Source organism: Lysinibacillus sp. FN11 (genome assembly GCF_024628845.1).
Classification (GTDB): Bacteria; Bacillota; Bacilli; order Bacillales_A; family Planococcaceae; genus Lysinibacillus; species Lysinibacillus capsici.
This window is the reverse complement of record NZ_CP102383.1, coordinates 2,881,212-2,904,185: the sequence shown is the minus strand read 5'-3', so window position 1 is coordinate 2,904,185 and position 22,974 is coordinate 2,881,212. Positions and strand designations below refer to the sequence as shown.

The following is a 22,974-nucleotide window of genomic DNA, read 5'->3' as shown; positions in this document are numbered from 1 at the left end:
TGTATTACTATTTATTTAGATATTTTAAACACATGCTCTTATTTGTTCTGCAAAACAAATAAGGGCTTTTTTACTTTAATTTTCTTTTTAGTTCACGTTCCAGTTTCTGAACTTCCCTTTTTACCTGTTTATCAATCTCTCTATTTATTTTTCTTATTGCACTATTTAATTGAGATTGATTTACTCTTATCTTAGCCATATACATCACCTCCTGTTCATTGGGATTGAAAGTATAATCCCCCCACAATTTAGTATTATAGCAGTTAAGATTCTTTGTATCAATATATGGTATTAAATAAAAATATAAGCAACTATATGTTGTGTTTTAGGTGTAGTTCTTAATGGCGATAGTTTTATCTATTCCATTACAAACTATCGTTTGAAAAATGGGATATAGCTGAAAATGCAAATGAAATTTAAGTATTGTAACGACACGAATAATGAAATTTCAATTCAACCTGGCACGTTTATTTATGGCTGTATAGCTGAAGACAGGAGTTCAATTAAGCCACAAGAAGAAAGATTATTTATTTTGCCTTCAGATACATATCCATGGGTGAAAATGTGGGATTATGAAGATAAGGGATTGCATATATTTATTTCTCCCTGTACTGATTAGATTACAGAGGAAAATAAGTAGGTTAGTGCATTGGTTATCCAATGCTTTTTTTAGTATAAAGTGTTTTTGTTCAACTAAAGTTGCAGTATTGTTTAAGAAGGAAAAAGATTATTAGTGGAGAATCTTTACCCTAAAAAGGAGGGAGAAATATGTTTAAATTAGGTGAAACGGTAGAACATGAAACATATGGAAAGGGGAAAATAGTAAATTTTGATTCACAAGATAAATCCAGTTTGATAGTTGAATTTGAAGAGGCACATGAAGTATTTATTCGAGATATCATTGATGAAGAGTATCATTACGAAGATAACAGTAGATTTGAAAAAAGAAGTTTTATTAACGTTTATACTTGGGATTTAAAAAAACTTAGACCTGATTATAAGAATAGTAAGGGCAAAAAAGTAAAAGAATCTTATATTAGTAATTGTCATTCTTGCGAGGGAATGGTCAGCCACAAGACTCATCCCAGGTGTGAAACTTGTGGATGGTATAAATGTGAATGTGGTTCTTGTGGATGTAATTACAAAAGGTCATTGTACGAGTAAGATGGAAGAAAATCCTTGTTCGACTAACGGAGTGCTTTAGTTCAAGAAGAATAATCATCATTAATGATGGTTTTTTATTAGTTCAGTACATGTTAAGAGTAATACTAATGGGGAATGTTTTATAAATGTATTTGGGTAATTAATAAAAAACTTCCAACAACTCTTCACTATTCGTATTATTTTGATAATTGCTCATAACCTTTTCGTAAAATTTATGAAATTGTTCATACCTTGAAAGGTTTATGTATTGAAAATTGAAATACTAAAACAAAAAGCTCATATCTAATCGTATTATTTTGGTAACTGTTCATAACCTTTTCATAAAATTTATGAAATTGTTCATACCTTTGAAAGATTTATGTATTACAAAAAGAAATGCGGAAACTAATAGAAGATATGAATAGAGATAAAATATTTGAAAAAAGAAACGGGAAGTCGTTTTGGACTCTCCGTTAAAATAAATTATTGATTAAATCGATATCTTCTGCAGAAAGATTATCTTTACTTTTATTAGAATTGATTGTGATTGGTTGTAAAAACTCTTGATTTTGAAGTAATTTATGCATTATTTGTTCCACCTGTGATTCTAAATCTAAAGATGAATGTTCTCCATTCATATCTGCTTCTATTAATTTGCAGAGATAACTACTAATGTTTTCCTTTGTTTTGATAAACTCGTAGAGATGAATGGAATTTTGCTTAAAACTAATCGAAACCTTGTATTTAGACAAGTTGTTTCACTTCCAAGATACGAAAGAAACTTAGCGCATTTGCGTATTGACTGTCTTGTTCGATTACTGCTGTTGGAAATTGTCTAAGGATTGTATCTTTCAGCAAAAGAGAGCCACCACCACAGAAAATAACAGAAATATTGTTAAAGGTGATGCTACGTGATTTAGCGAAGTTAAATATTTCTGTTACATGAGTTTCGATAAGTTTTTGCAATATTACCTTGCTTTCCTCTTGTTTCACTCCATTTACATATAGATAGCCTTCTTTCAAAATATGCTCAACATCTGCATCAGAGACAGTGATACCATAATGGGAAGCCATCTTTTCAGCTATTTTGGAGCGTAGTATATTAATTCCACTATTACCTATGACCATAGAATCTAACATAGGCACGAGCCCTTCAAACATGCAATAATTAGAATTCAATCCTCCAACATCGATTATAAGGCTCCGTTTTGATTTAAATTCATTAATTCGTTGATAAACGGGACCAGTCCCTTCAGGTAATAAAATAATCTTATCAATTCGGAAAATAAATGCCCTGCCATTCACTCGGAGTGAGATGGTTTTTTGTTGGTTCTGTATGAATTTCTCGTATTCTGCTTTCAGAACCGAATTTTTATAGATGTTAAGTGGGACATTCACTGCAAGGCGAATATTTGGGATACCATTGTTCTTACTGTCTATTTTGATAAGGTACTTTGTAATCGCAAGGTAGATACATAATAAGTGTTCTATAGATTGTTTGGATATATCATAGTTAGATTGTGCCTCCGAGTTCATATCCCCAATCAAAAATGTTTTCCCATCTAATTCAACAATTTGATTCGTTGGTGTTAACTCTACCCCCAGTTCTTGAACCTCTTGTACTAAAGTTCTAAATTTATATTTGTGTAAATTGCCATTAATCGAAAATACACTTTTTGTCGTGTGTTTACCACTGTCAACAGCAATTGCAAAATGATTATTCATATAATTTGAAACCTCCTTAAAATGTTATTTTTATATGATAAGCAGATGAGGGAGAATAATTCCTACATTTCGCACTAACTATGTCGAACATGGTGCGAAGTAGTGAGATAAAGGCGGAATCGCATTCAATATAGGGTAAAGCATATTGTGAAGTGTCAGACGTTATAGAACCGATAATCTATGTAGTATTTTTGCTCCTGTTGGTATGTTAGAGATAGCATAAAAAAGGAGAGAAATAGTATTGAATAAAGTATTAAATAGTTATGATTTTGATGAATTGCGTCAGCAAATTGAGAATAAAGAAAAATGGAATAAAGAAGCTTTTACTGTGTTTTCTTATGAGGCAGGTAGTGGGAAATCGAGAGAAAGTCAACGTTTTTTAGGGGAGATGACGAAGAATTATTCGTATAAAGCTGTCTTTATACAACGCTTTGTGAAAGATAATCGATTAGAAGAAACTGTGAACCGTATCAACGAATTTGCAGGTAGGGATGTAGCTGTTGGTTTTACAGGTGAAGATAATAAAAAGAAAAATGGATTGGACAAGGCGAAAGGAGCACAAATTATTGTGTGCAGTCACTCAATGTATAAGCAGTTCTGTCGAGGGTTACACACAGAATTACTGAAAGAGCGTGAGATTTTAGTAGTAGATGAATATATTGATTTAGTGGAGAGAATCTATTTAACCCTTGAAGATATGGCTTCTTTATGGAGCGACTTTGATTTATATGAACAAGGGAGAGAAATGGTAGTATTAGCTGAAATATTAAAGGAGAGATACTATCATTATTCTACATTGTTGAATGCAGCTAATAATCAAGAAATATTTTATTTAGATTTTCAAGATACTATCTATGCAAAATATAAGAGAGCTGTAGAATCATTAATTACCTCTGTTCATGATAAGGTACAGAAACAATTACTATTAAAAATCCAAAATTTATTGAAAAATGGTGGACTTTTTTATGAGAACTGCTTTCATACTTTCGAAGATATCTCGTTCTATCTATTAGAAAATAATATAATTTTAGATGCGAATGGAAATTTTGATGCAACTTATCAGCTCCACCAAGAGATTTTCCGTGTTAAAAATCAACCTCATGTATTTGACTATTCTCAAATCATATTGAAGCATTTTAATATAAATACGAGTAAAGGACAGTTAGAAAAATACCTTAATTTTTATGAAAAAATGTTAGAGGAAATTGAATTCAACAACGGGAGCAAAATATTATTTGTTACGGAAAAAGATAGTGTAAGAACGGTACAAGAAGCGTTGTTAATTAAGTATGCTCATATAGGTGATACGATAGAAGAGATAGAGTCACATTTAGATATAAAGTTTGAAGTGGAATATTTTGGTAATATTATCGGAAGGAATGATTTTCGGGATTTTGATAAGGTGGTTATTTTGAAAACACCAAACTATTCTTATTTAGACTATGCGTTGAAATCTTTTTATCTCAGAACGAAAAGTGGAAAGCCGATGGAAAGTATTCGTATTTTCGAGAATCAGGATATTGAGTCTATAAGAAAGACGGCAGTGGCAGCAGAAATATATCAAGCAATTAAACGAATTAATCGAGATATGAAGAAAAACGCTCAAATTTATCTTTTTTGTGATAGTAATGAGGAAGTAGATATAGTGAGGAAGCAATTAAGAAATGTGCAATATGTAAAGCAGGAAATACTTTTCGTAAAGAAGGGTGAAAATGGAAAGAAAGAAGAGCAGTCTAAATTGGTAGAGAAAATCATTAGGGTGCAGGATGCCTTGCTTGAGTATGTTCACTCTAATATAGATAGTATTCGGAAGAAGGACATTCGAAGTCAAGCGAGTATTGCAGATAAATCTGAGTTCTCTAAAATTCTAAAATATCTTGAGCCGTTCCTGACCACCTACCATATTGAAAGTAAGGGGCAAAAATTTATTTTAAAACATGATACAGAATCTAAAGATGTCAGTTGAGGCATCTTTTTTGTTTTTATAGAAAATGTTGTTTTATACACTCGTTTGAAAAAAAGAATGATGAAATATTATAATTGTTGTTTAAAAAAGTTGTATTTCTCTCTTATATAAGGGAAAGAGACTCAATACAACTTTTATTTTTTAATGTAACAAAAAAATTCAGGAGAATTTCAATCACCAGAATACCTGTTAATTATTGATAACCCTTGTTTTATAGGGGGATTTGGCTACTACATATATAATGTCATATTGTAGATTTTTGTTCATACCATGTGAATAATAACCGTTGTAATCAAAAACATAATTTGGGGAAGTTTTGTTTTCCCTGCATATTTATTTCCTTTTGAACAGTGCGTAGACAAATTTGGTAAGGAACATAATATATCTGGAGAGATGGGGATATTGGAGAACTGCAATACATTTGCGGAATTATAAACAGCTTGCTGTTTTGTTAGGAGTGGTTTTTCAATTATCTTGGGATATGTATATAATTTGACATTTATCTGTGACTGGGTGTAGTAGTGCAATAATCTATAGTAACAAATACTAAGTGTATTGTGTTATCAATTGTTCACAGGTGGATAACCATTACTATTGTCAAAAATATAAATTTAAGATAAGTAATAAAAAATCACTTCTAATAAAAAACATATGGGGGGTTACTGTATCCTCCAGTATTCCGTTTGAACGGATACATATGATTTTTTCAAGATGCATTGGTAAGGTTTTTAAACAGCTTGCTGTTTAGTTAAAAGTGGTTTTTGTTTTTTTAATTAAGTGTTTTGACTTTTAGATTTAATTTGAAATTCGGGTTTATTTTTCACACTATATAGGTTTATGTTTTCAAAAAGTTGTTATACTCATTAAACCATTGATATTAATGGGTTCAGAGGGTTTTATATTGAAAATAATTTCTCTGAAAATCATGTTTTTATAGACTGTCTGGAGTTAAACATTCCCTTTTTCAAACAAGTGTGCAAAACAACATTCTTTGAAAAGTGTGATTTGTAAGAGGTGAAATGTTATGAAATACGGTTACTGAACATACAAAGTATTTTATTGATAATTTGAATTTTAAAATTGTCACTTGCTTATAATAATTTCAGAAGCTTTATGTAGTCCCATTTATGAGGAAATGAAATCTCCTGTTAAAATTTGATGTAGTACCTACTTCTTGAGAAGTTTCATTTGTAAAGCTGTAGTTACAAAAAATATTGACATATAATAAACCTTAATGTAAATTATGGATATAGGCAATCGGAATGATTAGTTGTCTAAAGAGATTTTTTGAAACTAATTTATACATTTTTTTAATGTATTATTATCTGATGTTAGTAAGAGGCTAACGTATTTAGTTTAATACATCTATATAGTTAGAGTCGAAATGCAAAGGTACTCCTTTGCTAATTAAGTCTATCTATGTGGTTGTGTAAGCTAAATAGGTTAGCTTTTTTGCGTTTAAAAAATGAAATGAAGGGATGAGAATTAATGTGAAGAGAAATCAAATTAAAGAACTGGAGCATCAGCATTACTATATATTTAAATGAGCTGATACCTAACAACTTAATAGAGGATATAAAATGTGAAAAGATAGAATAGCATTATAAAAAATGGGAGGAAAGAAAAAGATGGCATATAATAGTGAAGAGATTAGAGTAAAAAATCCAAAGAGTTTAAAAGTATATGGAAAATGTATGGAGTTAAATAATATAATATATCAACTTGTAAAACGGTATCCATCAGAGGAAAAATATGCGATGTCATCACAGACAACGCGTTCATGTACGAGCATCGGAGCTAATTTAGCGGAAGGGAATGGTCAGATTTTTCCTTTAAAGGAAATTAGCTTCTACAATAATAGTATTGGTTCAGCAAATGAATTAATTTACTGGTTAGATGTATCATTGCAGAATGGTTATATTTCGAAACAACAATATAATCAGGCAACTGAATTGACGCAAGAAATCATTAAAATGTTAGTAGGGATGATGAGAAAGCTGAAAAGTAATAATGAGGTTGCATAGATAAAATTCAGAGGAAAGGGTAGAGGGCAACCCACATGTTCGTGGAAACCTCTACTCGCATGTTTCAATATTAAAAGCCAACTATTACAAGAGATGGAGGAACAAGTTTATCACGCTCGTTCCTCCATGTAAAGTTGTAATATACAGTGTGTTGAATGAGTGTTTTATTGCATATCTAATTAGCGTATTTATATCTTTGACAAAGCAGGAATAATAAAGATAAAGAGAAATTTTTTGATATAAAGGTCTTTTCATTACTATAATGTTAATTTGTCACAGAGTACGCAAAAAAATAGACAATACAAAGATAAGTGTTTTCTATAAAACTTCAAATTCGTTCTCAGGTCATTCTTTGAATTTATATACTCTCTTTGTCACTCTTCTTCCTTGAGTACTAATGCCAACACTTAAACCCGATTAGAGTTTCCTTTTGAAGATTTTTCTCTCCATTCAGTATTGAAGTATGCTTGAAAAAAATGCGAATTAACTTGTGGACAAAAATTTAGGAAACTAAGCTATCCTATAAAATGATTAATATTATAATGGATAGAATATAAATTCGAAAGCGAGATTAGGATGGTATGTCAGAATAAATAATGGAAGTAATATTTGAAAAGCGTAAAAGTGCGATTAATAAGTGCTTTTAAAATAAGAAAAAATAATGATAATATGATATTGAAGATGAATACGGTCTAAGTTCGTAAAAAGAACGAATCCCTAACAATTTGAAAAATTGCCTTCGCACCCTGTAAATCCTGAATTAAAAGCTGGATAGAGCAACGGCCTTCTAAGCCGTCGGTCGGGGGTTCGAATCCCTCCTGGGACGTCTTAAGGTTCAGATAGATTAAGTTTGAACCAAATGAAAAGCGCTTCAAATCCTTTAATATAAAGGGTTTGAGGCGCTTTTCCTTTTTTTGAGAATATGTTAGAAAAGGATAGAAAATGAAAAGTTTCTACACAAGAAAAAGTATTACTAAGTCGTTTTGTAACTGTTATTGCACTAAGGGCAAAAAGTTAGATGGGCAGACTTAGAATTCTGAGTGAGAGCCTTCACAATTTTTGTGATGGCTCTTTTTATTGAGACTATTTATTCAACCAGATGTACATGATATATATACAACGCCTGCGTCAATTGTTTTGAGATATGCTTTTCAATATAGGTAGCGATGTACTGCTTCTTTACGGTTTCAATTTGCGAATAACCAAAAAGTTTTCCGAAGTATCGCCTCTTTTTATTATAATTCACTAAAATCCTTTAATGATTTGATACAACCTCTCCACAGCATCAACAATATCTTTTTCATCGATAGTTGCGAATCCGACAATGATCTCAATTTTATTTTTAATGTGGTATTTATTTTTCAGCATAAACCGTCTCATTGAATAAATCTCCAGCTTCCTTTGGATGGCCATTGCTTTAATTTCTTCGTAGGTTTTATTTGTTTTAAATCTTGCTAGAAAATGTAATCCAGCTGAAACATCCTTTATTTGAATGTCGTCACCAAATCGAAGATATAATTCTTTAATAATCAGATCTCTTTTCATTTCATAAAGTAGATTCATTCTTTTAACATGTCGATCGTAATAACCTTGTTCGATGAAATAGTGTAAGGCGAATAGACCCAGAGAATTACTACCTTGTATTAAGTTTGAAAATTGCTGCCGATATTCTTTCAATAATTTAGGTGGTAGTACCATATAACTAATTCGAACTCCTGGAAACATCGTTTTAGAAAATGTACCGATATAGATGACACGTTGATTAGTGTCCAAGCTTTGTAATGAAGGTATATTATCAGTTTTGTACTTAAATTCACTATCATAATCATCTTCAACTATATAGCGATTCTGTGTTTGTATAGACCAATTTAGAAGCTCTATGCGCCTGGAGATGGGCATAATAATACCAGTTGGAAACTGATGTGATGGGGTAACAAAAAGGAACTTTGCCCCTGAAGACTCAACCTTCTCGATATCGATTCCTTTATCATCTAATTCAATAGTTAATACATTGTTCGTAATAATTTTTAACATCGTATATAACCGGGAATAACCCGGATCTTCTACAGCAACTATTGGATTGCCTTCCTGCATGCTAATAAGATTCCTGATTAAGGTTTGGGTACTATCACCAAAGACAATTTGCTCGGGTTCACAAATCACACCGCGAGATAATGCAATCAATCTAGAGAGGGTTTTTCGCACTAAATAAGGCCCCTGTGGATGGACGATTTCTGCAAGATCATTTTGGTGATTATGGATAGCTATACGTTGGCATTTCATCCATTCATTAAAAGGGAAAACCGAGATATCCGACGTCATATGTGAGAGGGATAGCCAACCATCTTCTTTTCTAAAGTCTTCTTTTAAATCCTTCGGGAATATGTTTATATTTTTATTATTTTTAACTAATTTAGTTATATTTTCTACATAATACCCTTTTCTTTCTAAAGAATAGATATACCCTTCTGCTAAAAGCTGCTCGTATGCATTTGTTACCGAATTAACGCTAACTTTCAACATGTCAGCTAACTTTCTTTTTGATGGTAATTTTTCATTAGGTAGAAGTGCACCTGATAATATTTGTTCTTTTATTCCAATGCAAATTTGTTGATAAATATGTATATCATCACCAGTTATATCTGATTTTAGAAAAAACATTTAATTCCTTCTTTCTGTATCTGGTACCTTGTAATATTGATTTCTGATACTTTTCATTGTATCAGATAATTTGCATAATTACAGTATCTTGTAATGAAGGAGAGAATAATTGTGTATTTAAGAAATAATTTAACTGAAGAATTACAGAATAAAAGAAAAAAGTTTGTACCTAAAGGTGTTAGTAATGGAAATCTAAACATAGCACACCATGCGTTTGGGGCTACAATTACGGATGTCAATCAGAATAAATGGATAGACTTTGCGAGTGCAATTGGCACGTTGAATGTGGGGCATAGTCATCCGAAAGTGACTGCTGCAGTGAATTCACAAGTTGAAAAATTCTTGCATCCTGGTTTTAATGTAATGATGTACGAAGGGTATATTAATCTAGCAGAAAAACTATGTGAGCTCGTACCAGGGGATTTTGAAAAACAGGCAATTTTATTCAATTCTGGTGCAGAAGCTGTTGAGAATGCTGTTAAGATTTCTAGAAAGTATACAGGAAGACAAGCAGTTGTATCATTTGTACGTGGATTCCACGGACGTACGAATATGACAATGGGAATGACAAGTAAGGTTAAGCCTTATAAATTTGGATTTGGCCCTTTCCCATCTGAAATTTATCAAGCTCCTTATCCATATCTGTATCACAAACCAAGTGAAATGTCGGATGAAGCATATGTTGATAGAGTAATTCAAGAGTTCAAAGACTTCTTTATTGCGACAGTAGCTCCAGAAACAGTTGCGTGTGTTGTAATGGAACCCGTACAAGGAGAAGGTGGCTTTGTAATTCCACCAAAGAAATTTGTGGAAGCTGTAAGTGTTTTCTGCAAAGAGCATGGGATTGTTTTTATAGCAGACGAAATTCAAACTGGGTTTGGTAGAACCGGAAAAATGTTTGCAATGGAACACTTTGGAATTGCTGCAGATATTACAACAGTTTCGAAATCTTTAGCGGCAGGACTACCTTTAAGTGGTGTTGTCGGTAGAACGGAGATATTAAATGCCGCAGCCCCTGGTGAATTAGGAGGTACATATGCAGGAAGTCCAGTTGCGTGTGCTGCTGCACTAGCTGTCATCGATATTATTGAAGAAGAGAATCTTCTTATTAAATCTGAAGATATGGGGGGAAAAATCGAGTCCAAATTGCATGAACTGGCTGAACGACATTCGTTCGTAGGAGAAATCCGTCGTTTGGGATCTATGGTTGCAGTAGAAATCGTAAATAATTGTAACGAAAAAGTACCCGATAAAGAGAAAACAGCTGAAATTGTTAAGTATGCAAATGCAAATGGGCTGTTGTTATTGTCTGCAGGTTTAAACGGAAATGTCATTCGTTTCTTAGCTCCACTTGTCATTACGGATGAAGAGCTTGATAAAGGATTGGCTATCTTGGAAGTTGCTTTTAATTAAATCGAACAAAGGAAGTGCCGCGATATGGAAACATTGAAAATAATGAATCCAGCTACAGGTGAGATATTAAAGGAAATAAGTTGTCATACAGAACAAGAAATTAAGTTAATATTGGAAAATGGTCAAACCGGTTTTAAGAAATGGGCGAAAGTAAATGCACATGAACGTTCTAGATTATTAAAGGATTGGGCAAGAAAAATCCAAGAACATAAGGCAGAGCTTGCTGAAATCATTACGAAAGAGAATGGAAAACCTCTTAGTGAAGCTGTTGGTGAAATTAATTATGCAACTAGCTATATTGATTGGTATGCGGAAGAAGCTGTACGTATTTACGGACGAACAATCCCAGCATCTTCTGAAACAAAACGAATCGTAGTTAGCCGTCAACCAATAGGTATGGTTGCTGCTATTACGCCTTGGAATTTCCCTGCGGCTATGATGACGAGAAAGGCAGCGCCTGCTTTAGCTGCTGGTTGTTCATTTGTTGTGAAACCGGCAGAAGAAACACCATTAACAACGATGCGACTGATAGAACTTGCACATGAAGTTGGTATTCCAACTGATGTTATCCAATATGTAAACGGTCAAGGTCCAGTTGTTGGGAAGTTATTTACGGATAGTGAATTTATACGCAAAATTACGTTTACTGGTTCAACCCCTGTTGGAAAAGTGTTAATGAAGAATAGTGCAGAAACAGTTAAGCATCTCACTATGGAACTTGGTGGACATGCACCACTAATTATTGTTGAGGATGCTGATTTAGACTATGCAGTCAGTCAAACGATTATTTCTAAATTTAGGAACGCTGGACAAACATGTGTCTGTGCAAACCGTATTCTTGTAGATGAGAACGTTATCGAGGCCTTCTCTGAAAAGTTAACTGCAGCAGTAAATAAATTGACAGTAGGAAATGGGATGGATACTAACGTGGATATTGGCCCGATTATCAATGAAAAAGGCTTTAATAAAATTGTTGCTCAAGTCGAAGATGCGGTAGCAAAAGGTGCGGAAGTGCTAACAGGAAACAAATACGATGTGAATAAAGAACAAAGTTCCTTTTTTGTATATCCTACAGTATTGAAAAATATCGATGCAAGTATGGCTATTATGCAAGAAGAAACATTTGGTCCCATTGCACCAATTATCAGTTTCAAAACTATCGAAGAAGCTGTTGAAATTGCTAATAGCACACCGTATGGTTTAGCAGCGTATTTCTTTACCAATGATTATCGAGTTGGTATGTACCTACATGATCACTTGGATTTCGGAATTATTGGATGGAATGACGGAGCTCCGTCTGCTGCTCACAGTCCTTTTGGGGGAATGAAGGAAAGTGGTCTTGGACGAGAAGGTGGTATTGAAGGTATTGAACCTTACTTGGAAACAAAGTATCTATCCATTGGTAACTTAGTGTAATGGTAGATTCACAGATTAATTGATTACCTCAACTATCTGAGTACAAATGTTTGGAAGTATAAAGTGAATTTCCGTTAACGTACGTTTAAATTAGTTAAGTGATTAGTCTAGAGGAGGATACTTGTGAAAACAATTTTGAAACATGCTAATGTCATTGACGGAGTATCGAAGGAAGTCATTTCATCTTTAAATATTATTATTGAAGACGAGATAATTATAGAAATGACAAATGAACCTGTAGAAATTACTAAAAATGATATCGTCATAGATTGCTCAACTCAGTATGTAATGCCAGGATTGATAGATGCACATGTTCATTTAATTTGGAATGGAAGTGCAGAAGATGAATTTATTATGCATGACCAAGATGATAGTTTTATTGCTTTAAAAGCTTATCGCAATGCGTTAAGAACATTATCATTAGGAATTACATCAGTTCGTGATGTTGGCTCGATCCACAGAACAATAATTGAATTACGTAATACGATTAATCAAGGATTGCTTTTGGGACCAACGATTATTTGTTGTGGTGAAGCTTTATCAATGACTGGTGGACATGTGTATCATATTTGTAAAGAAATTGACGGCCCACATGAAGCAAGAAAAGCAACAAGACAATTGTTTAAAGATGGCGCTGATTTTATAAAGGTAATGGCAACCGGTGGAATGACAACTTTTGGAGAAGAACCAGGTTCATCTCAGTTAACGAAATCTGAGTTGCAAGCTGTTGTCGAAGAAGCAAAAAAACGTAATAGAAAAGTTGCTGCCCATACAGGGGGACTAGAAGGAATTCTAACTTGCTTAGAAGTTAAAATAGATACGATTGAACATGGTATTTACGCAAATGAAGTAGCTTTACGTCAAATGAAAGAACAAGGAACTTTTTTAATCCCGACTTTGGAAGTATACAAACGTCTAGCATATGATGAACGTGTCCCGAAATGGGTTCGAATTAAATCTAAAAAAGTGTTAGATCCACATCGCAGTATGATGAAAATTGCAATTGACCTCGGTGTGAAAATAGTTACTGGTACGGATGCGGGATCTTCAGTAACTGGACCTGACGCTTACTTTGATGAATTGCTTTTTATGGAGGATGTCGGAATGACACCAATGCAAGTGATTCAAGCTTCTACAAGGGTAGCTGCAGAGTGTCTTGATCTTAAAGACCGAGGTGTAATAGCAGTAGGAAGGAAAGCAGACCTTCTTATATTACCAAGTAATCCTCTAGATGATTTAAGTGTATTGTCAAAAAAGAAAAAAGTTCTAAAAAACGGTAAAACAGTGAACGATTGCTTAATGGATTATTAATTCCATTAAGCAATCTTTAAAATGATAACGTATTCATTTTATCAATTAATCAATCTCTTCAAAAAATTTCAATGTCTCTTCACAATAAACCTAAAGAAATGGGGTTTTTCTTATTATCACTACAACTATGAAAAATAATAGGGAAATTCGTAAATCAGTTTTCGCTGGAAGTATTGGGAATATCGTTGAATGGTTTGACTATAGTATTTATGCTTATTTTGCAACTTTTATTGCAGCTAATGTTTTTATAACAGATGATTCATTATCCAGTCTTTTGCAAACGTTCGCAACATTTGCTGTTGGATTTTTAATGCGACCAGTTGGTGCACTTGTGATTGGACGTTACGGTGATAAAGTGGGAAGGAAGAAAGCTCTTTCTTTAACGATATTTATAATGACTTTCGCGACATTTTTAATGGGTGTGATTCCAAGTCATGAAGTAATCGGTATTTGGGCTCCAATTTTACTCGTATTCGCAAGACTATCTCAAGGTTTTTCTGCTGGTGGAGAATATGGTGCAGCAGCCTCTTATATAGTTGAATCAGCAAATAAACAATCTCGCGGATTTTGGGGTAGTTTCCAAGAAGTAAGTGTTTCAATCGGTTCATTAAGTGGGGTTATTTTATTTGTCATATTAACGACAACAATGCCTGCTCCAATGTTAGAAGCATGGGGATGGAGAATTCCCTTCATTCTTTCGGGAGTGCTTGGAATAGCTGGACTTTATATTCGTCGTAATGCGAGCGAATCTACACAGTTTGAGCAAGCGAAACAAAACGAAGTTAAATCTATAGAAAATATTTTTGTACTATTCAGAAAATACAAAAAACATATGCTAACAGGGATTGGCTTTACGATCTTTTGGACGGTATCATATTATGGGTTACTAACTTTTATTCCCTCTTATTTAACTGGAGTTCTCGGATTACCAAATAATGTGTCTTTAATTGCGAAAATTATCGCACCTTTAATCATTTTATTTTTTGTACCGATTTTCGGATATATTTCTGACCGAGTGGGTCGCAAGCCACTGCTCTTAACGTCATCGATATCACTAGGGATTTTAATTTATCCTCTTTTCCAAATGATTGCTTCAGGAAACTCAGTTTTGATTGTTATTGCTATGATTATCTATGCTCTTTTAATTGCCATTTATTCAGGACCTGGTGTTGCTACTGTTGTAGAGATTTTTCCAGTGAAAGTTCGACATAGTACACTTTCTTTTAGTTATAACGTAGCTGTTGCTTGTTTTGGAGGAACTGCACCATTTATTTCGACTTATCTAATTCAAAAAACGAATATGAGTATAGCACCTTCTTTTTATATTATTTTTAGTGCGATTATCACAACGATCGTTCTTTATAATATGAAAATTGACCATTCTTCAAAAGAGGATTAATATTCTTTCCTTTCATGAGCAAAGAATCGTTGTTTTGAAAGTGTTTAATCCCCTTCTAGCCTCCATTTAGCTATGTTATAAATTTTTTACATAATATTTGGAGGTATATATTACAAGAAATGAACATTGAACAATTTGCGAAGTGCATATAAACACTTTTTACTGAAAAGTTTTCTATCCAGTTTGGATGTTCTTTTATTTACACATTAATACAGTCTTTTACTATTTATGAACAATTATATAGAAAAGTTTTAATTATTGGGGGAAAAGTATGGAGAAAAGTGAAGTAAGTTTATCGGGGGTTAAGTCTCAGAAATCAAATAAGAAAAAATTCAAAATCTCGATGCCTCATAGTTATGTCATTATGGGTATCATTCTTATCGTAGTTTCTTTATTAACATACATTATACCAGCTGGTGAATTTAAGCGAGTGGATGATCCAGTTACACAAAGACAAGTTGTGGTTCCAGGATCATATCAGCATGTTGAGCAATCTCCAGTCGGTATTTTTGATATAACTACTAGTATGTACGAAGGGATGTTACGGGGATCAGAAATTATTTTCTATGTCTTTTTTTCGTATGGCTTTATATTTATGCTTACGAAAACTGGTGCTTTCAATAGTGGAGTTGGAGCGCTTGTTCGAAAGACGAAGGGAAAAGAGATACTAATTATACCTGTATTCATGGTTATGTTTGGCCTCATGGGAGCTACTTTTGGTATGTATGAAGAAAGCTATGGGTATATACCTCTAATGATGGGAATTATGATAGCACTTGGCTATGATGCAATTGTTGGTCTGGCGGTTGTCTATATAGGTGTAGCTACCGGATTCGCAGCAGCTTTGACCAATCCATTTACTATTGGAATTGCCCAAAGTATTGCTGATGTTCCCATGTTCTCTGGTATCGGTTTTCGTATGATTATTTTTATATGTTTCATGACATTATCTATTACCTATGTAATGCGTTATGCTAGAAAGATAAAGGCAAACCCTGAGAAGAGTGTTGTGAAAGATGTTAATTTTTCTTTTCTATCAAATGTAAGTTCAAACAACCTTGTAAATTTGGAATTTACAACTCGACATAAGATTAGCATCATTTTATTTGCACTTACAATTTGTACGCTTGTATTTGGAACAGCTAAATATCAATGGTATCTTAAGGAACTGGCAGGGGTTTTAATCATCGCGATGATAGTCATTGGATTAGTAAACAAAATGAATTTTAGTCAAATATCCGAAGTTTTTATTGAAGCTTGTAAAAATGCAACTTTTGGTGTCTTAATTATCGGTATGGCTAATGCTGTTTTAGTCGTTTTAGAAAATGGCCGTATAATTGATTCAATTGTTCATTATACTGCATCAACAATAGATGGAGTATCCCCTCATATTGCAGCATCGGCTATGTTGGTTTTACAAACAATATTGAATTTCTTTTTGTATTCGGCAAGTGCTCAGGCAGTGACATCTATGCCTATTATGGTCCCACTGGCGGATGTGCTTGAAGTAAATAGACAGATTGCAGTTTTAGCTTTTCAGTTGGGAGATGGATTCGCCAATATGATATGGCCAAATTCGGTTGCTGTAATATGTGGAATTGCATGTATTCCTATGGATCGTTGGTATAAATTTTTATGGCCACTTTTCCTATTTATATTTACTTTAGAAATATTATTTGTGATTATCGCAGTAGTTATTAACTTTGGACCATAAAAAACGAAAAGGGTGTGAGTAAAATGTATAATAGCTTGAAAGAATTAACGAAACATCCTGTGTTTCATTATTTTGCGGAGATATCTAATATCCCCCGTGGTTCGTCAAATGAAAAAGAGATCAGCGACTACCTAGTTCGTTTTGCAAGAGAACGTAATCTTGAAGTTATACAAGATGCAGCATTAAATGTAATTATTAAAAAACCTGCTACACCCGGATATGAAAACGTACCGACTGTAATTATTCAAGGGCACATGGATATGGTTTGTGAAAAAAACAAAGGCAACAATCATGATTTTAATAAAGATCCTTTACAATTAAGAATTGTGGGGGAAATGCTATATGCTTCAGATACTACTTTAGGTGCGGATAATGGGGTTGCCGTCGCTTATTCCCTGGCTTTGTTGGATTCTTCTAACATTCCTCATCCTTCTCTTGAAGTACTTATTACGACGGAAGAAGAAACAACTATGAGAGGAGCCCATGCAGTCGACCCAGTTCATCTTGAAGGTAAATTGCTAATTAATGTTGATTCTGAGGAAGATAGAAAGTTGTTAGTTAGTAGTGCAGGTGGAGTTATTGTTACTCAAAAAATCCCTATTGTTTGGGACAATTCTCCGGAAAATGCTGTAACGTACAATTTGAGTATTTGTGGGCTACAGGGAGGACATTCTGGTATATCTATTGATAAAGGAAGAGGCAATGCCGTTAAATTATTAGGGAGAGTCCTATATGATCTATCAAATGAATTTTCTTACTTTATACAAGAAATTAATGGGGGCGTAAAAGTAAACTCCATTCCCCGTGAAGCACAAGTCATGATACAACTTCATCCAGATATAGTTGAAAAATTCTTTGTAAAAATAGAAATGTGGAATAGAATACTAAAAAATGAATTACGTATTTCCGATCCAGAAATAAATATCATACTTGAACCGATTGAAACTAATGTGGGAAAAGTTTTTTCAAAAACAACAAAGGAGAAAGCTATTGCTGCTCTCATGTTAATACCAAATGGTGTTCAAAGTAGAAGTACGGAAGTTGAAGGTCTAGTTGAGAGTTCAACAAATTTAGGAGTCGTTAATACATACGACACAGTGATAAAGTATGAAAGTGAAACAAGAAGTTCTATTAAAAGCCTAAAGGACTCAATAATTAATCAGGCACAGATAATCACTGGTATGCTTGGCGGTGATTTGTCTACGGATTCAGATTATCCAGAATGGCCATATCGTGCTGAATCAAAACTTAGAAACTTATTTGAAGAAGCTTATAAAGAAAAATATGGTACAGATATTGAAATCATTGCGGTACATGCCGGGATAGAATGTGGTATTTTAGTAGATAAAATTCCAGACTTAGATGCTATTTCTATTGGTCCTGATATATTTTATGTGCATACGCCGAATGAACATTTAAGTATTCCTTCAACATTAGAAAATTGGGAATACTTTCTTTACACTTTAAAAAAAATGAAAAATTATCATTGGTAAAACAAAGCTTTCTAATGGGCTTATCAAATGGATAGAGGTGAAGAAGGGGATTATATGGCTAAGTAATAAGGGGAGAGTACAACTATAAACACTATATATAATTTCTTTTATGTAAAATTTTTACTTTATAGTAAGCGGATAAATAGACAATAGTGTTATCTTTCAGTTTATCTACTAATGCCATATACCACAAAATATATTCATGGGAACAAAAGTTGGTGGAAATATATAGGGGTGGTCTTTATCACCAGGTGCAACATAGTGGATTTTAAAGTTTTCAGAGCCCTTTAAAGAAACTAATAAAGACCACTCCATGATGGGTGGTCTCAATCTTTATATAGGGTTACATGATGTGGAGAAAATTAAAAAAGACCATCTCTAATAGAGTGGTCAAAAATACTAACTTGTCTTACATTATAATGAAGTTGACTTACCTTTTTTCTCATCCATAATAAGGTCTTCTTCTCGTTGTGGGCGTGGGGCTTCAGTAGATTCTTTGCGCCCATTAGGTTTTTTTGGGTCTGCTCCACTAGCAAATGATTGTTTTGTTGGCTCGTCTGTTGCAAACTCTGTATTTTTTTTATCGCGTTTCATGTCAACACCTCCTCAAGATATTATTTAACTTATCCTATAAAATATCCCTTGTTTATTTCTATTTCATCCTTAAAATTTCAGATCACCCCTAGATTATGTAAGGGAAATCTGTAAGGGAAATTCTGATGTTGGGATGTTATATTAGATAATTGACTATTTAGAAAAAAATGAATTCGATAAGGTTAATTATGGAGCATTAACATATATTATGGTAAAATAAACCAAGGGAAACATTTTAGAAAAGTACTGGCGCTTTCATTGGAGGTTGAACAGATGGATGAGAAGAAGAGGGGGAAATTACAAATCCTTGTAATAATTTTAATGATATTACTTTTGGTTGCAACGTTTGTTTTATTTTTCATAGGTAAATATATGGTGGCATTTATTTTATTTGGAATTTTTATGCTAATACTAAATTTTATTAGTAGCTGGAAAAACTTAGATAACGCAGATTACGTTTATAGAAAAATTCATAATAGTAACCAGAAGTGGTGATTACTAGACTTTGACCTTAGAAATGTTGCTATACTTATGTTACTTTTAGTGCTTATTTAGATATGTGAAAAGAGCAAAGAAGGAATCCTCACTTTATATGAAGAAATTGTGAGTTATAATATTCAACAACTACGGAGGTGCTTTTTTGCAAACATTTTTTAAATATAATTGGCTAGTTAGGGAAGACTGGTTTCGTTGGTGTGAAGAGTTGACTGATGAAGAACTTTTGCAAAACCGAACTGGTGGAATGGGCAGTATACTACACACACTTTTCCATATCATTGATGTTGAATGGAGTTGGATTCGTCTAATGCAAGGGAAAACTGATTTTCAGGAGAGCTTTGATGAATATAGTAGCTTGGAAAAGGTTCGTAAATTGGAAGCTGCATTTTATTTAGAAGTAGAAAGCTTTGTAAACCAATGGGATGACAGTATGGAAGAGCGTATACTTCATATTCCATTAGACGATGGTAGTATGGAGACACATACATGGGGTGAAATAATTCGTCATACCATTGCACATGAAATTCATCATATAGGACAATTATCAATTTGGGCAAGGGAGATGGGGAGAGCGCCTGTTTCTGCAAATTTAATCAGACGAGGTCTTTCTTCATCATTGAAAGATTCAGTAAGTGCTCAAATAAATATTGAAGCGTCTAAATAGAAAGATTCTATAGAAATGTATAAATGCTAGAAAACGATGTCATAGAATCTTGTTTATTAGTCTAAATAGTGTTCCAGAAAATCTTCCAATTCATTTGAATGGAAGATTTTTTGATGCCAAATGAGAAAAATTGCGGGGCAGATTTCATAAAGGTTAATTATGGCTTATAATACCCAGTAAATTTTAGTTAAAAACTCATGTTTACTGGGTATTTTTTGAACAATATTTAGGTTAATTAGAAATATTTATATGAAGAATAGCTAACAACTTGACAGAAGTTTAAATGGGGAGTACTATACATTGGTCGCAAAAAAAGCTATTGTAACGTAACATTTTATAAAGTGCAATACAGTACTTATCAGTATATATATCTAGATTTTAATTTAATCAGTAAAAGGTAGGTGCAAAAATGAAAAATCTAGTAAATAAAAAAGATAACCTATTACAAAACTTTTTAGGAATTTATATAGTAGCAGTATTAATGTTATGGATTAAAACATACATCTCTCAACTATCACAATTTGACTTAGGTGTAGAAGGAATCATTCAACAATTCCTTTTACTAATAAATCCACTAGGCTCAGCAATGCTATTTCTAGGATTTTCATTTATATTTAAAGGAAAAAGAAAATACACATCACTCGTTGTAGTTTACACATTGATGTCTATTGTCTTATATGCCAACATTGTTTATTACCGATTCTTTAGTGATTTCATTACATTACCTACACTTTCCCAAACGCAGAACTTTGGGGATTTAGGCGGCAGTGTTCTTTCTTTGCTAAAACCTTATGATATCTTATTCTTTGTGGATGTATTTGTTATGCTTTTTCTACTATTCTCTAAAAAAATCCTAAAAGATACGAAGCGTTTTGGCTATAAAAAAGGAATGGCAATCATTGCCTTTGCATTAGCGGTATCAGTCCTTAATTTAGGACTAGCTGAATCTAATCGTCCTCAACTTTTAACACGTGGGTTTGATAGAAACTATATTGTGAAATATCTAGGAATGTATAACTATACGATTTATGACTCAGTTGAAACGATGAAAGCATCTTCTCAGAGAGCTTTGGCTGATAGTAGTGATATTACAGAAGTAATTAACTATACAAAATCAAACTATGCCAAGCCGAATGCCCAATATTTTGGTGCAGCTAAGGGAATGAATGTTATCTATTTACATTTAGAATCATTCCAAAACTTTTTAATCGACTATAAATTAAACGGTGAAGAAGTAACACCATTTTTAAATTCATTAGCAAAAGATAAGAATACATTGTATTTTGATAATTTCTTCCATCAAACAGGTCAAGGGAAAACGTCTGATGCAGAATTTATGCTTGAAAACTCTTTATTTGGGTTACCTCAAGGATCAGCTTATATTACTAAAGCACAAAATACGTATCAGGCAGCTCCAAGTATTTTAAAAGATTATGGTTATACATCAGCTGTATTCCATGGTAATAACGGAAGCTTTTGGAATAGAAATGTGATTTATAAATCATTTGGATTCGACAAATTCTTTGATGCTAGTTACTATAACACAGGTACTTCCGAGGACATGGCTGAATATGGTTTGTTAGATAAACCATTCTTTGAACAATCTCAAAGTCTTTTAAGCTCCTTACCACAACCTTTTTATACAAAATTAATTACGGTAGGAAATCACTATCCATACAAAATGAATCAAGATTTAGTGACAATTGATAAAGCCAATACGGGAGATGCAAGCGTTGATAATTATTTCCAAACAGCGCGTTATGCAGACGAAGCAATTCAACAGGTCTTCCAGCAATTAAAAGAATCAGGTTTATATGATCATTCAATGATTGTGCTTTATGGTGACCATTACGGTATTTCCGATAATCATAATAAAGCGATGGAACAAGTCATTGGAAAAGAGATTACACCATATGAAAGTGCTAATTTACAACGTGTACCATTATTTATACATGTTCCAGGCATACAAGGTGGTACCAACCATAGCTATGGTGGCCAAACAGACCTACTGCCAACGTTATTGCATTTACTAGGAATTGATTCACAACAATTTGTTCAATTTGGTTCAGACTTATTATCAGAAGAGCATGATGAAATTGTTCCATTTAGAAATGGCGATTTTGTCAGTCCTACTATTTATTCAATTAATGAAAAATATTATGATAATAAAACAGGCTTACCATTAGACGAGAGTCAATTAGAGGAAGCAAAGACGGTTAAAAATGAAGTAGATCATAAATTGGCGTTATCTGATAGAGTCGTAAATGGTGACTTATTGAGGTTCTATACGCCAACAGGTTATACGCCAGTTGATCCTTCTCAGTATAATTACTCTCCTGATGAGAATGTAGAGTCTAAATAATTTAAGGCAGTTCAAGGAATTGTGTACGATATCAAAGTCTATAGGATATCATACCATTACCTTGAATTGCTTTTTTATTGGTCATTTTGAATAAGTATGGCAATACCAAGATTTTATATTCTCCTTAAGGTTCAAATAGAAAATTGGACTAACTGAAAAAGCGATTCAAATCCTAATAGTAAGGGTTTGAATCGCTTTTATTAGTAAGGAGAGGAACAAACATGATGGTACTCATCATCCTTACTTATTTCTTTATAAAGAATAATATAGATGAAAAAAGGAAAGAAATAGGTGTAAATTTGAGGAGTTGATCGGGATGGAATTTTATAAAGACATAGTCATTTACTGTTATAGTTGTCGTAAAAAGACTGTGTTTACATGTAAAGATACACATGAAAAAAAGGGTGTCGATAGTCACTGTAGTGAATGTACAGGTATTTGGTTTGAATGGCAAAATCGAGCTGTCGAGAGAGAAATGGAGAAGTGGATTGCCTATAATAAAGACTTAGTAAATAATATAAACCACTGATCTATATTTTTACACAAGAGTTAAGTTGAATACACCTAAAAAGCGTATTATCAAGTAAGTAC

General features: G+C 33.2%; 18 protein-coding genes. 13 read left to right on the top strand and 5 right to left on the bottom strand.

The window, feature by feature from the left end:
• Positions 1–70 precede the first annotated feature (70 nt).
• Positions 71–199: a hypothetical protein gene (locus NP781_RS15435; RefSeq protein ID WP_257520297.1), complete on the bottom strand. Its 129-nt coding sequence runs from the start codon at positions 197–199 to the stop codon at positions 71–73.
• 569 nt (positions 200–768) lie between these two features.
• On the opposite strand from NP781_RS15435, the gene NP781_RS15430 reads away from it, so the two are divergent.
• The gene (locus NP781_RS15430) at positions 769–1,164 is read left to right on the top strand and encodes a hypothetical protein (protein WP_257520296.1); all 396 of its coding nucleotides are present in this window, start codon (positions 769–771) and stop codon (positions 1,162–1,164) included.
• A gap of 452 nt (positions 1,165–1,616) precedes the next feature.
• On the opposite strand, the gene NP781_RS15425 is transcribed toward NP781_RS15430, so the two are convergent.
• Together NP781_RS15425 and NP781_RS15420 are read right to left on the bottom strand one after the other, a co-directional pair.
• Positions 1,617–1,895, bottom strand: coding sequence for a hypothetical protein (locus tag NP781_RS15425; RefSeq protein WP_257520295.1), 279 nt, complete (start codon positions 1,893–1,895; stop codon positions 1,617–1,619).
• The gene (locus NP781_RS15420; protein WP_257520294.1) at positions 1,888–2,868 is read right to left on the bottom strand and encodes a ParM/StbA family protein; all 981 of its coding nucleotides are present in this window, start codon (positions 2,866–2,868) and stop codon (positions 1,888–1,890) included. Before NP781_RS15420 ends, NP781_RS15425 begins: the two co-directional genes overlap by 8 nt.
• A 241-nt stretch (positions 2,869–3,109) precedes the next feature.
• Here NP781_RS15420 and NP781_RS15415 point away from each other — a divergent pair, with 241 nt between their 5' ends.
• Together NP781_RS15415 and NP781_RS15410 are read left to right on the top strand one after the other, a co-directional pair.
• Positions 3,110–4,834, top strand: coding sequence for a hypothetical protein (locus NP781_RS15415; protein ID WP_257520293.1), 1,725 nt, complete (start codon positions 3,110–3,112; stop codon positions 4,832–4,834).
• Positions 4,835–6,462: 1,628 nt separating this feature from the next.
• Complete coding sequence (locus NP781_RS15410; protein WP_257520292.1) at positions 6,463–6,858, top strand: four helix bundle protein; 396 nt, start codon at positions 6,463–6,465, stop codon at positions 6,856–6,858.
• A gap of 1,245 nt (positions 6,859–8,103) precedes the next feature.
• Here NP781_RS15410 and NP781_RS15405 read toward each other — a convergent pair.
• The gene (locus tag NP781_RS15405) at positions 8,104–9,519 is read right to left on the bottom strand and encodes a MocR-like transcriptional regulator GabR (protein WP_257520291.1); all 1,416 of its coding nucleotides are present in this window, start codon (positions 9,517–9,519) and stop codon (positions 8,104–8,106) included.
• Between the two features lie 111 nt (positions 9,520–9,630).
• Between NP781_RS15405 and gabT the strand changes: the two genes are divergently transcribed.
• From gabT to NP781_RS15375, 6 genes are all read left to right on the top strand, one after another.
• A complete protein-coding gene (gene gabT / locus NP781_RS15400) occupies positions 9,631–10,932 on the top strand; it encodes a 4-aminobutyrate--2-oxoglutarate transaminase (protein WP_257520290.1) in 1,302 nt (433 codons plus the stop codon).
• A gap of 24 nt (positions 10,933–10,956) precedes the next feature.
• A complete protein-coding gene (locus NP781_RS15395; RefSeq protein ID WP_221680924.1) occupies positions 10,957–12,348 on the top strand; it encodes an NAD-dependent succinate-semialdehyde dehydrogenase in 1,392 nt (463 codons plus the stop codon).
• A gap of 123 nt (positions 12,349–12,471) precedes the next feature.
• Entirely contained in the window at positions 12,472–13,659 is a 1,188-nt protein-coding gene (locus tag NP781_RS15390) for a metal-dependent hydrolase family protein (protein WP_257520289.1), read from the top strand.
• A gap of 127 nt (positions 13,660–13,786) precedes the next feature.
• Positions 13,787–15,058 (top strand): MFS transporter, encoded by a 1,272-nt coding sequence (locus NP781_RS15385; RefSeq protein ID WP_221680923.1) that lies wholly within the window; start codon positions 13,787–13,789, stop codon positions 15,056–15,058.
• 271 nt (positions 15,059–15,329) lie between these two features.
• Positions 15,330–16,772 carry a YfcC family protein gene (locus NP781_RS15380; protein ID WP_221680922.1) on the top strand — a complete coding sequence of 481 codons (1,443 nt, stop codon included), beginning with the start codon at positions 15,330–15,332 and terminating at the stop codon, positions 16,770–16,772.
• 23 nt (positions 16,773–16,795) lie between these two features.
• Positions 16,796–18,265: an aminoacyl-histidine dipeptidase gene (locus NP781_RS15375; protein WP_257520288.1), complete on the top strand. Its 1,470-nt coding sequence runs from the start codon at positions 16,796–16,798 to the stop codon at positions 18,263–18,265.
• Between the two features lie 414 nt (positions 18,266–18,679).
• On the opposite strand, the gene NP781_RS15370 is transcribed toward NP781_RS15375, so the two are convergent.
• Positions 18,680–18,859, bottom strand: coding sequence for a hypothetical protein (locus tag NP781_RS15370; RefSeq protein WP_257520287.1), 180 nt, complete (start codon positions 18,857–18,859; stop codon positions 18,680–18,682).
• Between the two features lie 273 nt (positions 18,860–19,132).
• Between NP781_RS15370 and NP781_RS15365 the strand changes: the two genes are divergently transcribed.
• From NP781_RS15365 to NP781_RS15350, 4 genes are all read left to right on the top strand, one after another.
• The gene (locus tag NP781_RS15365) at positions 19,133–19,354 is read left to right on the top strand and encodes a hypothetical protein (protein ID WP_257520286.1); all 222 of its coding nucleotides are present in this window, start codon (positions 19,133–19,135) and stop codon (positions 19,352–19,354) included.
• Between the two features lie 145 nt (positions 19,355–19,499).
• Positions 19,500–20,021, top strand: a complete 522-nt coding sequence (locus NP781_RS15360) for a DinB family protein (protein ID WP_221680919.1) — start codon at positions 19,500–19,502, stop codon at positions 20,019–20,021.
• Between the two features lie 409 nt (positions 20,022–20,430).
• On the top strand, positions 20,431–22,383 hold the full coding sequence (locus NP781_RS15355) for a lipoteichoic acid synthase (RefSeq protein WP_257520285.1): 1,953 nt from the start codon (positions 20,431–20,433) through the stop codon (positions 22,381–22,383).
• A 316-nt stretch (positions 22,384–22,699) separates the two neighbouring features.
• On the top strand, positions 22,700–22,912 hold the full coding sequence (locus tag NP781_RS15350; protein WP_112118074.1) for a hypothetical protein: 213 nt from the start codon (positions 22,700–22,702) through the stop codon (positions 22,910–22,912).
• Positions 22,913–22,974 lie beyond the last annotated feature (62 nt).

What these genes read in the sequence shown, in the direction of transcription:
- NP781_RS15420 (WP_257520294.1), bottom strand. Translation starts at nt 2,868, where the DNA reads ATGAATAATCATTTTGCAATTGCTGTTGACAGTGGTAAACACACGACA.
- NP781_RS15385 (WP_221680923.1), top strand. Translation starts at nt 13,787, where the DNA reads ATGAAAAATAATAGGGAAATTCGTAAATCAGTTTTCGCTGGAAGTATT.
- NP781_RS15395 (WP_221680924.1), top strand. Translation starts at nt 10,957, where the DNA reads ATGGAAACATTGAAAATAATGAATCCAGCTACAGGTGAGATATTAAAG.
- NP781_RS15355 (WP_257520285.1), top strand. Translation starts at nt 20,431, where the DNA reads ATGAAAAATCTAGTAAATAAAAAAGATAACCTATTACAAAACTTTTTA.
- NP781_RS15410 (WP_257520292.1), top strand. Translation starts at nt 6,463, where the DNA reads ATGGCATATAATAGTGAAGAGATTAGAGTAAAAAATCCAAAGAGTTTA.
- NP781_RS15350 (WP_112118074.1), top strand. Translation starts at nt 22,700, where the DNA reads ATGGAATTTTATAAAGACATAGTCATTTACTGTTATAGTTGTCGTAAA.
- NP781_RS15405 (WP_257520291.1), bottom strand. Translation starts at nt 9,519, where the DNA reads ATGTTTTTTCTAAAATCAGATATAACTGGTGATGATATACATATTTAT.
- NP781_RS15370 (WP_257520287.1), bottom strand. Translation starts at nt 18,859, where the DNA reads ATGAAACGCGATAAAAAAAATACAGAGTTTGCAACAGACGAGCCAACA.
- NP781_RS15430 (WP_257520296.1), top strand. Translation starts at nt 769, where the DNA reads ATGTTTAAATTAGGTGAAACGGTAGAACATGAAACATATGGAAAGGGG.
- NP781_RS15365 (WP_257520286.1), top strand. Translation starts at nt 19,133, where the DNA reads ATGGATGAGAAGAAGAGGGGGAAATTACAAATCCTTGTAATAATTTTA.
- NP781_RS15380 (WP_221680922.1), top strand. Translation starts at nt 15,330, where the DNA reads ATGGAGAAAAGTGAAGTAAGTTTATCGGGGGTTAAGTCTCAGAAATCA.
- NP781_RS15435 (WP_257520297.1), bottom strand. Translation starts at nt 199, where the DNA reads ATGGCTAAGATAAGAGTAAATCAATCTCAATTAAATAGTGCAATAAGA.
- NP781_RS15375 (WP_257520288.1), top strand. Translation starts at nt 16,796, where the DNA reads ATGTATAATAGCTTGAAAGAATTAACGAAACATCCTGTGTTTCATTAT.